General features: G+C 33.5%; 13 protein-coding genes. 3 read left to right on the top strand and 10 right to left on the bottom strand.

Features of this window, described 5'->3' with window-relative positions:
• Positions 1–36: 36 nt before the first annotated feature.
• The 4 genes from LGQ02_RS11315 to LGQ02_RS11300 form a co-directional block, all read right to left on the bottom strand.
• Complete coding sequence (locus LGQ02_RS11315; RefSeq protein WP_226514484.1) at positions 37–411, bottom strand: hypothetical protein; 375 nt, start codon at positions 409–411, stop codon at positions 37–39.
• 465 nt (positions 412–876) lie between these two features.
• Positions 877–1,206, bottom strand: coding sequence for a hypothetical protein (locus LGQ02_RS11310; RefSeq protein ID WP_226514483.1), 330 nt, complete (start codon positions 1,204–1,206; stop codon positions 877–879).
• A 288-nt stretch (positions 1,207–1,494) separates the two neighbouring features.
• Positions 1,495–1,863 (bottom strand): hypothetical protein, encoded by a 369-nt coding sequence (locus LGQ02_RS11305; protein WP_226514482.1) that lies wholly within the window; start codon positions 1,861–1,863, stop codon positions 1,495–1,497.
• Positions 1,864–1,991: 128 nt separating this feature from the next.
• On the bottom strand, positions 1,992–2,366 hold the full coding sequence (locus LGQ02_RS11300; RefSeq protein WP_226514481.1) for a hypothetical protein: 375 nt from the start codon (positions 2,364–2,366) through the stop codon (positions 1,992–1,994).
• A 295-nt stretch (positions 2,367–2,661) separates the two neighbouring features.
• Between LGQ02_RS11300 and LGQ02_RS11295 the strand changes: the two genes are divergently transcribed.
• On the top strand, positions 2,662–3,246 hold the full coding sequence (locus tag LGQ02_RS11295) for a hypothetical protein (RefSeq protein ID WP_226514480.1): 585 nt from the start codon (positions 2,662–2,664) through the stop codon (positions 3,244–3,246).
• Between the two features lie 996 nt (positions 3,247–4,242).
• On the opposite strand, the gene LGQ02_RS11290 is transcribed toward LGQ02_RS11295, so the two are convergent.
• The 4 genes from LGQ02_RS11290 to LGQ02_RS11275 form a co-directional block, all read right to left on the bottom strand.
• The gene (locus LGQ02_RS11290; RefSeq protein WP_226514479.1) at positions 4,243–4,599 is read right to left on the bottom strand and encodes a hypothetical protein; all 357 of its coding nucleotides are present in this window, start codon (positions 4,597–4,599) and stop codon (positions 4,243–4,245) included.
• A gap of 176 nt (positions 4,600–4,775) precedes the next feature.
• Positions 4,776–7,565, bottom strand: coding sequence for a bifunctional diguanylate cyclase/phosphodiesterase (locus tag LGQ02_RS11285; RefSeq protein WP_226514478.1), 2,790 nt, complete (start codon positions 7,563–7,565; stop codon positions 4,776–4,778).
• 653 nt (positions 7,566–8,218) lie between these two features.
• On the bottom strand, positions 8,219–9,646 hold the full coding sequence (gene dacB / locus LGQ02_RS11280) for a D-alanyl-D-alanine carboxypeptidase/D-alanyl-D-alanine endopeptidase (RefSeq protein WP_404802425.1): 1,428 nt from the start codon (positions 9,644–9,646) through the stop codon (positions 8,219–8,221).
• Positions 9,647–9,802: 156 nt separating this feature from the next.
• Positions 9,803–10,708 (bottom strand): glutamate biosynthesis transcriptional regulator GltC, encoded by a 906-nt coding sequence (locus LGQ02_RS11275; RefSeq protein WP_226514476.1) that lies wholly within the window; start codon positions 10,706–10,708, stop codon positions 9,803–9,805.
• Between the two features lie 178 nt (positions 10,709–10,886).
• Between LGQ02_RS11275 and gdhA the strand changes: the two genes are divergently transcribed.
• Both gdhA and LGQ02_RS11265 read left to right on the top strand, forming a co-directional pair.
• Entirely contained in the window at positions 10,887–12,260 is a 1,374-nt protein-coding gene (gdhA, locus tag LGQ02_RS11270) for an NADP-specific glutamate dehydrogenase (RefSeq protein ID WP_226518296.1), read from the top strand.
• 228 nt (positions 12,261–12,488) lie between these two features.
• Positions 12,489–12,947, top strand: a complete 459-nt coding sequence (locus LGQ02_RS11265; protein ID WP_226514475.1) for an Hsp20/alpha crystallin family protein — start codon at positions 12,489–12,491, stop codon at positions 12,945–12,947.
• Between the two features lie 178 nt (positions 12,948–13,125).
• On the opposite strand, the gene LGQ02_RS11260 is transcribed toward LGQ02_RS11265, so the two are convergent.
• Both LGQ02_RS11260 and LGQ02_RS11255 read right to left on the bottom strand, forming a co-directional pair.
• Positions 13,126–13,524, bottom strand: coding sequence for a spore germination protein GerPE (locus tag LGQ02_RS11260; protein ID WP_226514474.1), 399 nt, complete (start codon positions 13,522–13,524; stop codon positions 13,126–13,128).
• A 12-nt stretch (positions 13,525–13,536) separates the two neighbouring features.
• A complete protein-coding gene (locus tag LGQ02_RS11255; protein ID WP_226514473.1) occupies positions 13,537–13,716 on the bottom strand; it encodes a spore gernimation protein GerPD in 180 nt (59 codons plus the stop codon).
• Positions 13,717–13,720: the final 4 nt, after the last annotated feature.

The raw sequence follows: 13,720 nt of genomic DNA, 5'->3' as shown, positions 1-13,720 counted from the left end.
TTGTTTAAGTAGATTTGTTCACAATAACATTCATAATCATCTTATTAGTTTTGGGATTTTCAACGTAAACCATCGTATAATACCTTGAATAGCAATGTAAACCAATGCTGAAAGTACCATAACAGTTACAGGAGTCAAAGGTGCAAACCAATATGCATGTTCTTCTGAAATTAATATTGCTGGTAAGAGTCCGTGGGTCAAGACAACACAAGCATTAACAATGATGAACCAACGGAGTGGGATTCTACTTGCTATTACTCCAATAATCACAGCAAAAACAATATGAAAGATAAAAAAATGGTTCCCATATTCAAACCAAGGTAATTCACTGTAAAACCTCTCATAATATTCCATATAGGTTATAACAAAAGGAACATGTAGTAGTGATAAAATAATAAATAATATTCGCATAATCCCTCTACTTTCTTGATTTATAAGTTTATTATCTTTAAATAAACGGTAACATCGTGCATTTTTTTGATTTACAAACTGGAAATTTTTTGTGAAAACCTGATTGATTTATTGTAATATATTTTCTTCTGCTTCTGTTCTAAGCTCCCGTTTCTTTAATTACACCACTTCACAAACTTCACCTTTCTTACAATAAGTTTAACATAAATTTTCCATTATCCTTCCAAAAAATAAACGATCGCACAAATAAGCACGATCGTTTAACATCAAGATTAATAACTTTCTTATTTGAAAACATATTCGTACGGTACATTAACGCCACTGTCCAAAGCCTTGACCAAAATAGCTTTCAATGACAGTTTTACCTTCTATATTTACTTGCCTGTCGTAACTGCTTTTAACAAGGTTAATGTCAGTTTCCCTCATAAAACCATCCTTCGTATTGTTGATTAAACTAAATTATTTTCATTTTTCATCCTCCAATTTCTTTAAGGCTTCGTCATTTCTGTCACAAGCCTCATTTGCCAACTTCTTTATTTTTTGTTGAACTGCTTCTCTGTTTTTTATCGACTCAACTGCGCTCATAGCTTTTGTTTTGTCTGCTTTACAATCTTGCATATAATCACAAACATCCTTCCAAAACAAACTCTCCGCTTTGGCTTCACTTATCTTTTGATCAAAAGATATTTGCTGTTGTTCTATCGTTTCAATCATTTCTTCAAATATCTTATTCGTTGCAGGAGTGCCTAAAGCATTATCAAGTCTTTTTCGCCAATTTCTAATTTTTTCATCCACTTTATTTCACCCTTTCGCGTAATACGGAGTATTACGTCTACTGCATTATTTTCCATTCCTTAATAATTATCAAATTCCTTATTTCCTCACTTTAATTGTACCGCGTTTAGAAAAAATGTGTAAAAAAATCCCACACAAAAAAAGATCGGGACCTCCCGATCTTTTTTGGATATTTGACTTTTTTCTTATTAAGCTAACGCTTCCCGTTAGTGACACAATCACTAAGAAAAACCTTCTTTTAAAAACATCAAAATGTAATTACTCTGTCACTATGCCAATACCACTGCATCAAATCTCATTATTATATGTCACTTGAATAAATAGAGAATCATCAATATCTCCAGATTTTAACACAGTTTCTAATTTCCCTTTCGAATGTCTTTCATTATAAATAAATGATACTTCAGCATCATTAAATCCTTTGGCATAAATGTATTCATAACCTTCGTCTTTTAAACTAATATTAAAAACCTTAGAATCATTTTTTACTTCTATTTCCGATAGCCACTCATCGATTAGCTTTTCATGTTCAGGTTCAATAGAATCATATGATGTTGATAGTATAAAAGGTTTGTCACTACCCTCATTGCTATTATTAGTAAAATTACACCCAGTCAATAAAAATCCTATTATTAAAATAAAAATAAGTATTCTCATCTTTTCAGCCTCCATTACCACTAATCATGTCGATTATGATAACACTAATTCCCTTTTATTTGGGATTAAAATGTAAAAAACGTCTCTGCATTTTTGCAGAAACGCTCCTGCTTGTTTAATGGCAATTGTTATGTGCTTTTAATAATTTTTTTATTTAAGGTACTAAAAATACAAATAACCAAAGCGCCAACAATAGTTAGATAAAAGCCAATAGTTGCATTAGCAATACTAAAACTAAATGAAGCAGAGGCGATATTTAATAATGGGGCGAACATAAAAAATTGTACTCCAGCTAGAACTACTACACCGCCCCCTATTATAGTAAGGTATAGATGTTTTGACTTAATGATTAGAAATGTTCCAATTATAGCTAACAATAATATTCCGAAACCTGTCCAATGTTCGATTCCTCTCACATATTTCCACTCGTAAATAACCCATTGGTTAAATAGTCCAAAAACAATGAACCCAATTCCAATAAAGTACAATGTTTTTATCATCATACCCCTTCCAAGATATGAATTTTACTATCCCCCGTTTCTTTAAGTACATCACTTCACAAACTTCATTATCCTTACATTCATTTTAACATAAATTTTCCATCGTCCTTCCAAAAAGTTACGATACCATCCACACTTCTATCTTTTGATCACTTGAGTATAATTTGACAATAATGCCTATTTACGATGTGTATACAAAGTACGGTTGCTTTTGTATTAAATGTTATTTTGAAGGAGAACATCCCTGAGCACATAAACATGTAAATGATAATGTCTTTGCGAAGAAGGAGTTGATAACGTGTCTTATGAGCATTTATTAAATGAATTTAATTATGGTATTTGGGATATCGCGCTCACAATTATCACTCACCATAATTTTTATTTAACAGCAATAATCGTTGTAGTTGTCATCATCTTTATTTCACTTTCAACCGATAAATTTGTAAAAACGTTTATCAAAAGTTGCGTTTTAATTTTTTCATTTTCTACAATATCGGTGTTTCCCCCTATTTACTCTTTAACAGAAACACATTACAATCATGAATTAGAACAGACAGTTCTCTCTGATTATTTACAAGGAGTGGACAGGGAAAAAGGGGAGATTTTTAATTTTTCCTTTGACAAAAATGATGTACATATTCCTCCATACATGGAAACGTATATTCACGAAACTGAAGTTTATAATATCGAAATAGATATTGTGAACGGCAAATTAACAACACAAAAAGATGTCGGAAGGATATATATTGAAGAAGGGATATCGGAACCGTATATCTCTTATGTTTATATAAAAGATGATTTGAGTAATACCATTACAGAAGGTAAGTACGACATGATTATTCATGTGCCCACAAGTTACAATTTAGCAGAAAGAAAACGATAAAAGGCAGGATCCTATTACAATCAATGTTACAAAAGGAATCCAAAAATGGACTTGATTCGTTCCAGCTTTGCGTATTATGAATCTGTTTACATTTCATTGGGGTTTCGAAGAACACTGTCTTAAAAAACAACCATGATGAAGAGTTTAAAACATTACATCGAACTCTTTTACGTATTACAATCCTATAAGCAAAAACGATTTTTAAAAACATCGTTTAAAAAGGTGGGATCAAAAGCACTTGTTCGTTCAGGTATTTTTTTGATTTTTTTGATCATGTTGTCCTCGAACAAATATATTTTTTATATTTCTGTGTTTATCTGTATTTCTTTCCTCTTCCTTTTCAACAAAAAAATATGTAAAAAATTAATCATTGGCGTAAAATATAATATCTGATATGATTTTTATCGATCAGTTATATTCTATCGAAAGTGAACATAATTTTCGTAGTCGAACCCAATAAAATACAGGGTCGATACATAAGTTATGTCAACGACCTGATAAGTGCACAAATCAAGCCATTGAATATATATTATGTAAACCTGGATGAAATTCAAACGTACCATAAGTTTGCGTTCGTATGTTGTGATAATTTTCATTATCGTCACCTTCCACCCATTTGGTTTAGGATAATGATTTGAATATCTCATAACTCACACGGTCGTCATTGAGTATGATAATGTATTTATTTCTACAGATAATGATACATGAATATATACGTAAAACGACTTTAATAAAAAATGCTATCTTCATTTGTAACAACTTAAGATCTTTGTATGAACCATAATAAAATTCCCGATTTCTACTTCCTGATAAGTGGGAATTTTAATTATGGTCTAACGCTTTTTGAAATTTACTGTATGAGGAGATTGAACAATATTAAATATAAACTTATGTTCTCGATCGTGATAACGCACCCTCCCCATAAGCGTTTCACAGATTTGAATGCGCCTATTCTCCATGGGGGCTTTTATCTGGTTGTTCTATCTTATAAAATCACTATTTCATTTCATGGTCACGTATAGTTTCTTCCAACGATTTTTTACCATTAATATCCTGATCACCAACAAGATCATATTTAATTGCAAGTCTTATATACTTAACCAACTGTTCACGATCAATGTTCCCTTCTTCAAAATTATCAAAGGGATACAATCGGTCTGTGTAAAGGTAAGCTTTATGTTCTTTATTACCACCCAGAGATTGAACTAGTGCAATTTCTACTTTTGTAATAGCACTAAATAAAAAATTATTTTGTTTGCCCTCTAGTGATAGTATACCAATAATAGAGTCTACCTCTTCTCTCCTTTTATTCAGGTCTTCTAATATATCTAGTAATAAGTCAGTTTGATTCATCAAAATACCCTCCTTCTTCATTATGTTACATCCCCCTTAAAACCAGATGATTCATACCTCTATATAGCAACCAATTTTATGGCTGCAAGATTAGGGGTGTTTTTATTGACTTCAATAAAATAGCACTGTGTTTTAAAGACGAGTAATCTTCATCTAAATCACAGTGCTTCTGTTATTTATATCAAAGTGTTCTGCTGCTCCTTAAAAACGAGTGCTTCAAAACTTTTAGGAGGTAAAGGTCTGCTGATGAAGTATCCTTGAATTTCATCACACTTTACCGATTTCAAGAATTCAACCTGGTCTTCATTCTCGACCCCTTCTGCTATCACTTTTAAGTTTAAACTATGTGCCATCGCAACGATCCCTTTTGTCAGTGATTGGTCATCTAGGCTAATTGGTATTTCACTGATAAAACTTTTATCTATTTTTAATGCATTTACCGGTAGGCGCTTAAGATAACTTAATGAAGAATATCCTGTACCGAAGTCATCAATTGAGATATAAATACCTAAATCTTTTAGTGCTTGCAGAATTTCAATAACAGTCTCTTCGTTATCCATTAAAGTACTTTCAGTTATCTCAAGCTCTAACCAATGCGGTTCTAATCCAGTTCTGTTTAATGTGCTTTTTACAATTTGCAAAAAATTAGGATCTAGCAGTTGGCGTATAGATAAGTTTAAAGCAACACGTAAAGGATCGTTGCCTTCATCTTGCCATAATTTATTTTGTCTACACCCTTCTATCAATATCCATTCGCCTAAATCTCGAATCAACCCAGTCTCTTCAGCGATAGGAATGAACTTTTCAGGGCGAACGAGGCCAAAGTATTGACTATCCCACCGAAGTAGTCCTTCCATACCTACTATTTCACCTGTTTGAAGGTCTAATTTTGGTTGGTAGAAAAGCTTGAATTCATTATTTTGCAGTGCTTTTCGGAGATCGGACTCTATCTTTAACTTTTCAAATGATAAACTACTCATTTCTTCAATAAAAAAATGATATTGGTTTTTTCCGTTCTCTTTGGCGTGATACATTGCGGTGTCAGCATTTTTAACTAAAGTTTCTGCATTCGTTCCATTATCAGGATAAACACTTATTCCGATGCTGGAAGTAATAATAAGCTCATATTCATCCACCCAAAAAGGCTCTTTAAGTGTATTTATGATACATTTCGCTACTTTTTCTGGGTATGAAACGGAGTCTATATTAGGAAGGATTATTGTAAACTCGTCCCCTCCCATCCTAGCTATCATATCTCCTTCTCCTATACAACCTCTTAATCGCTCAGCGATCATTTGTAGTAAATAATCTCCGTAAGAATGACCTAAACTATCATTGACCTTTTTGAATCCGTCGACATCTAAGAACATGATCGCCAATTGTTTGTTTATAGAACCATTTAAAATATCTGTTAATCGTTCTTGAAAGAAAGCCCTATTAGGAAGTTTTGTTAAATTATCGTGGTATGCCTGGTATTCAATTTCTTTTTCTTTTTCCATTCGTTCTGTTAAATCATTTGAAACACACAGAACCTCTTCTACTTCCCCTGATGAAGAAAAAATCGGTATTTTGGTTATTTGTATCCATACATCGTTACCTTCGCTGTCGATAATTTTATGTTCTGGGACAAATAATTCTTCTCCTTTTTCAATGACCCATTCATCTTGTTCGATGAATCTATTTACTTGATCTTTATTTGGGTTGAGATGCCACTCTGTTTTTCCTAGCAATTCTTTAACAGTCGTTCCATATAAATCAGCAAGTGCTTTGTTTGCAATCGTAAATTCACCATTACGATTCCTTGCGAATATATAGTTTGGATTCTTATCTATGATTGTTCGTAGAAAATCTTTTTGATCTTTTAAAAGATTTTCTTTAAGTTTTAAATCTTTTCTTCCTTGTTTTAAAGATTTAACCATCTCATTAAAATTATTTAATAACTGACCGATCTCTGAATTGTCTGTATGTTTTACTTCTTGATTCAATTTTCCCTTTTTTATGTTGTTTACAGCTCGGTGTAGCTCTTGGATGGGCTTCACCATACGTTTTGTAAAAATCCCAATAATGAAAAATAACGGGATCAAAATAAATACATACAAAACTAGTAATGAATCTCTGAAAGCTGAAAATTCTTCTTGAGTGCTCGTAACGGGGATTTGAGCTACGACACCCCAGTTAACATCTGGTATGTGAACATAAGAAGCGTACATTTCGATTTCATTGTCAATGACTTTCTCATACCCGGATTTTCGATCTGCTAATTGACGGATGACAAAATTAGAACTAACATCTTCTCCTATCCTATTTTTATCGGGGTGAGAAAGAATGACTCCATTTTGGTCGACAATGTAGATGAACCCCCCACCCCCTAAATCGATACGATGGGTTGTAGTGTGAAGGATATTATTTTCAGTGAGACGAATATAAAAACTAGCAACTCGAAATACGTTGTTATGTTCATCTAATATTGGAATTGTTAGCGCTAATCCGGGCCGATTTGTATCCTCTATTATTACATCGCTCAAATAGGATTCTTTTGTCTTTAAAGCTTTTTGGAAATAATGTCTATCGCTTAAATTTATATAGTTGAATACGTTTAGATCACTTGGGTAATGAGCAAGAGTCTCTCCACCCTTGTTTAGAATTAAACCACTGTCTATGACTGGTGAAAGAGATATGATTTGTTCCATCTCTTTATTCAATTCTGATATATAGTCACTTTCAAAATATCTATGTGACTCTATATGAAACGCTAGACTATGGAACCCCTCATATAATTCGGTTAATTCTGTTTTTATTCTTTCTGATGTTTGGTCGGTAATCTCTTTATTTCTTTCTTGTGAAAGATTAGGGAGTATGAACCAAGCTACTAGCAATAGCCCTGCAAATACAGCACCGATTAAAGCAATATTTAAAAAATAAGTTTTCCAAAACAACGTCATATTTTTGAATTTATTTAATTGCATATTTTAGTAGTCCTTCACAAGGTATTTGAATATATCAATGTTTAAATGATTCACTCTATTCGTTTATACAATATATATCATTTGAAAAACACTAAAAAATAATTGTAATATCACCTATTTATTCCTTTTAATAAAGGGCATGTTCCCGCTCATAGGCAACTTAAAATACTCGTATTTTCTTTGGTTATGAAAAAAAGCACACTCAATTAGCTGGAGGCTTGATAAACTCCTCCAGATCGAGGGTGCTTCCAATCATTCGTTTTATATAATCCATCTAAGATTAATGTTTTAATGAGGAAGTGTCAACATAAATTCGACAAAATTTTCATTTTCCACAATTTATTAAACTCAGATTACTATCATTCCTACTTTTAATATAGTTAACAAATAAACAGAACGTATGTTCTTTACTGTGGAAAACGGCATTCAAAGTTGAATTGTATGTAATTGAATCAATTTCATAACTCAAAATAAGGTGCGAATTTCCGAATGATGAGCGTGAACTTCACTTCCAAATAAAACGTACATTTAATGAAAAAATTTATAATATCATTCGTTTCATTGCGCAAAAAACGCAATTCTGAAATTGATTCAATTATATGATCCAAAAAATAACTCGACAATTGTAAGATGCCGAGTAAGTACAAATAAATTTATTGGTTTGCTATGATTTCTACGATTTTATCCTCGATTTCTTTTCCTTTATCTTCATCAAGTAAATGATTTAACAGAATGGAAAAAATCAGTGTGTTTCCTTTTGGTGTTTCCACGTAACCAGATAAGGAAGAAACGGTAGAAAGTGTTCCTGTTTTTGCTTTTACGTTTAGGGATTCCATCCTTCTTCTCAATGTACCACCAATCATTCTGTCACTATTACCGGTGACAGGTAACGATTTTAAGAAAACAGGAAACCACTTTTCCTTTTGAATATGATACAAAAGCTTAGATATTTCATTAGCTGGAATTAAGTTTACATGAGAAATACCGGAACCATCTCTAATGACTAATGTATCTGAATTCACGTCTAATTTTGACAGCTGTTCATTTAACACTTCTAATCCCTTTTCCCAACTTCCTTCGCCTTTTTCTATTTTCCCCATTTCCTTAACTAAGACTTCCGCATGCCCGTTATTACTAAGTTTCATAAAAGGTATGAGAAGCTCAGACAATGGAATAGACCGATGACTTGTAAGGGTAATTGTATCCTTAGGTGTCACACCAACCTTAGCTGTTCTTAAAACGTTAATTCCTTGTTTCTCTAATTCTTGCTTAAAGAGATCAAGAACAAATTGCGTCGGTTCCCAAACTGCGATCAACTCTTTTTCAAGTTTTGCTTCGATAGGAAGAAAACCCTTAACGATGATCGTATTTGACCCGTGTTTTCGGTCAATTGTAAGGCCTGTTTCACCATCAGGCGATGTGGTTACTGCCTCATTGATAATGTTTATATCGCTTGTTTTGTTTGAAAGTTGAATGTTTACAGGATCTCCTACTTTTCCTCCTGGAGAAACCTCTACCGAAATCGTCCCAGAAGCAAAATCTTTATTCGGTGATAAGGTTAGTGCTGAAATTTGAGAGCCATAATAGGCGTACTCATCGCTCCAAATTAAATCAGGTGATAAACGAACATCGTCGTACCTGCTGTCATCACCAATCATGTCGCCCTCAATAATCTTGATACCGGAATTTACAATATCTTTAGCCATTTGATTGAGATCTTCTATTAGGAGTGTGGGATCACCAAAACCTTTTAAATACAGGTTTCCTTTTAGGACGTTTTCTTCTCTCTTTCCATCTGTTCTTATTTCCGTCTTAAATTGATAGTCTTCACCTAAGACAGATAACGCTGCTGCTGCAGTAAAAAGCTTCATATTTGAAGCGGGCCTCATACGAACATCTCCATTATGTTCATATAGGGTTTCTCCAGTACTTGCAGATCGAATGCTTATCCCTGTAAGGCCTCCATTTAAATGAGGTTCCTCCTGTATGAGCTGATTCAGCTCATCTTGAAGATATTGTTCGGAATCATTTGCATATACGTTGTTAGAAGAAAGTATAAACGCCGCAAAAATTGAAAACATGAAAATAAGTAAACTGTTTTTCTGTATAATATGCAATAATCACACTTCCATATCGTTTTTCGTAAATATCATTACCATCTCACTTAATGATGTTTTTTATACAAAAAAAGAAATGAGAGTGATTAGTTGCATTTTAATAAATTGTTATCTCTACTTCTAATCATTAAAATGGCTTAATCGTGCAAAGAAGTCTTGGATAAATTGATAAAACAACTCTTCTGTTGGCAGCAACTCTCGATCAGTCGGTGTAATTACACCGACAGTTCGAGTAACGGTTGGTTCGACCAATGGAATTTTTACGGTTGCACGTGGCGTGGAATCGACTAACGTCACTTCTGGCATTAATGTTACGCCAAGGCCAGCAGAAACTAACCCTTTTAATGCGTCTATATCGTCACCTTCAAAAGCGATATTGGGCTTAAAACCTAGCTTTGAACATGCATTGATAACAATGTCACGAAATACAAAGCCTTCTGGTAATAACACGAATGGATCATCTTTAAGGTCTCTTAAATGTAAATGTGATTTATCTGCAAGAGGGTGATGAATTGGTAACAAAGCTACGACATCTTCAGTAAACAAAATTTTACGTTTGATTTTCTTTTCTTCCATCGGAACAGGGCCAATTAAAGCCATATTAAATTCTCCTTTGATCACACCTTCAATTAAATCATGATACAAAGCTTGCTTTAGTTGGAATTTCGCATCTGGATAACTTAATCGAAAAGCTGAAATGGCAGTAGGTAAAGTATATGCAGCAAGACTAATCGGGAAAGCAACTCTAACAGTTCCCTTTTCAGGATCAAGGTACTCTTCTACCTCTCTTGTTGCATCCTCAATGACATTCATTGCTTTGTTAATTCTTTGTAAGAACATCTTGCCGATCGGAGTTAGTTTCACCCTCCTCCCTTCTCTAATAAAAAGATCAACTCCTAGTTCTCTTTCTAAATTAGAAACTTGTCTACTTACAGCTGATTGTGCAACATGTAGTGCATCAGCAGCTTCTGTAAAATGTTCACGATTAGCTACTTCCATAAAATATTGTAATTGTCGAATTTCCATGATCTTCACCTTCGTTTTCATTGATCTCAATATGGCATTGAACCTATCTATTATTTGTATTGATTAGATCATTTAATTAATTATAAAATACATTGTATGGGAAAATCTAATAAAAATTAAAATTCTAAATTTTCAATACATAATATAATTTCTTAAGGAGCTGAAGAACTTGAAGACAATGGAGAAAGTCACTCAGTCAAATACTGAAGTTGCTCAAAATTATGTAAGTCAAGTTTTTGAAACAGTTAAGAAGAGAAATATGAACGAAAGTGAGTTTCATCAGGCGGTAAAAGAAGTTTTTGATTCCTTAATCCCTGTCTTTGCAAAAAATCCTCACTATATGAAGCAAGGCATTTTAGAAAGGATTGTGGAACCGGAAAGAATCATTACTTTTCGTATCCCATGGGTAGACGATCTTGGAAATGTGAAAGTAAACCGTGGTTTTCGGGTACAGTATAATAGCGCATTAGGGCCTTATAAAGGTGGATTAAGGTTTCACCCTTCTGTAAATACGAGTATCATTAAGTTTTTAGGGTTCGAACAAATTTTTAAAAACGCTTTAACAGGTCAACCGATTGGTGGCGGAAAAGGTGGCGCTGATTTCGATCCAAAAGGAAAATCAGACGGTGAAATTATGCGTTTTACACAAAGTTTTATGATGGAGCTTAGTAAGCACATCGGTCCGGACCTTGATGTACCAGCTGGTGATATTGGTGTTGGTGCAAAAGAAATTGGATTTATGTTTGGGCAGTATAAGAGGATGCGCAGCGGTTATGAAGCTGGTGTCTTAACTGGAAAAGGTGTTGGCTACGGAGGCAGTCTTGCACGAAAGGAAGCGACTGGATACGGTACTGTCTACTTTGTCGAAGAGATGTTAAAAGATCACAATTTAAGCTTTAATGGTAGTACGGTGACAATATCTGGATCTGGTAATGTTTCTATCTATGCGATTGAAAAAGCACAACAACTAGGTGCAAAAGTCGTCGCATGTAGTGATTCAAGTGGTTATATTTACGATAAAAACGGAATTGATCTCTCAACCGTTAAGCGTTTAAAAGAGGTTGAAAATAAACGGATTAGCGAGTATGTCAATGAACATAGTGATGCACATTATTTTGAAGATTGTTCCGGGATTTGGTCTATCCCTTGCGATATTGCTCTCCCGTGTGCAACACAAAATGAATTGGATGAAATAGCTGCAAAAGTGTTAGTATCTAACGGTGTAAAAGCTGTTGGTGAAGGTGCAAATATGCCTTCTACGTTAGAAGCGATAAATATTTTTCAACATAATCAAGTACTTTTTGCTCCAGCAAAAGCAGCGAATGCGGGCGGCGTTTCAGTCTCAGCATTAGAAATGGCTCAAAATAGTGCAAGGTTATCATGGTCGTTTGAAGATGTTGACGCTAAGTTACAAGAGATCATGAAAGATATTTATCAAGAAAGTATAAAAGCATCTGAAGATTTTGATGCTGCTGGAAACCTTGTCATAGGAGCAAATATTGCAGGATTTGTTAAAGTAGCTGATGCAATGATAATGCAAGGAGTCATTTAACTTCCGATAATAAATCCTTTGAGCTTATTGCTTTCAATAGAAAGTGGTAAGCTTTTTTTTAGGTTCATATAGCCGTGATTGATGAAGATCGTTCAAAGTAGTGTAACGTAACAGTAACTTTTTTATTACAGTCCTCATAAAATATTTTAGCCATATGTTTATCGTACAAATGACTAAAATCTCATGATGGATAACGGTTAATTTATTTCTATTTGGTGGTGAGCACATTTGGATCATTTCTTTAATGAACTAAATAAACATTTTGAAGGTACTTTTGGAAAAGATTTTATGAATAATTTTGAGAATTTATTTGAAAAAATAGAGCAGCAACAAGTTTCACAGTATTTGAACTTGAACCCTAAATATAATCTTTATGAATCAGAGAATGAATTAATATGTGTAATGATTTTACCTGGACTAGAAAAATTAGAAAATATAAAATTGAAAGTTTCTGAAAACATCATACAAGTGAGAGGAACTTTCAAATTGCAATTCACAGGCTTTCGTTTAGTGAAAGAGGAGCTGTCAGAAGGTGAATATAAACGGGAGATTGAACTTCCCTACGCAGTAAGAGAAGACAAAGTTGACGCTTCATACAAACGTGGTTTACTCATCATTCACCTCCATCGTCTTTTGTCAAAAGAAGTTCATAATGAGATATTTATTCAAGATTTAGATAGTGAGTAAAACCAAAATAAATACTACTTACCGAACGATTTCTATGTCACTATTAAAAACTCCTACTTGAACTAGATGATCGAGGTATTTCATTATAAATATCCATTTCTGCTACCTATGAGAAATGGATATTAAATATAAAAAATATATTTGTGTGCGCTTTTGACCTATTTAAATGATAGGAAAATTATTTCTCTTGAGCGGTTTGAATATTTCGTTCCTCTCCTAATAGTTGCCTTATATGTTTTACTCTTGATTCCGCATCGATCAACCGGTTTGAACCAATTTGACAGACTGAAGATGCAGCTACACTTGTAATGTGAATAGAACGAACTTTTATAAATGGCGTTTCATTCTTTCTTTGAATGTTAATTGATTCTACTACAGAAGGTTGAGGGATCTCCATTTTAAATATAGGGAAAAGGTCAAAGTTTCCCTCAGCACCATAAAAAGTCTCTATTTCACGTTGAACAGCAATAGCTCTGGAAAAAGGTGTAATAAACTTAGCATCACCAATTTGTAAAATAGAGCTCGAAGTTACATCGATGACATTTAAGTTATGAACAATAGACATCCTTTTTTCCATGTCATTCACTCCTTATGACTCTGGAGCTAATGGTACAATTGGACCGATGATTAAAGACTCAGGGGGAGTATCAAATACAGATGATAAATGAATGGTATCAGTATCCCCAACTAAAAATATCGACGAGCTTGCAACTCCAGTAATTTTTATATTATCAACAGAAATATCTCGGTTAATGACCGTGTAATTCATTTTT

The sequence above is a fragment of the Bacillus shivajii genome, from assembly GCF_020519665.1.
GTDB classification, from domain to species: Bacteria; Bacillota; Bacilli; order Bacillales; family Salisediminibacteriaceae; genus Bacillus_CA; species Bacillus_CA shivajii.
Note: the sequence above shows the minus strand (reverse complement) of the source record. Positions and strands in the feature narration are given on the sequence as shown.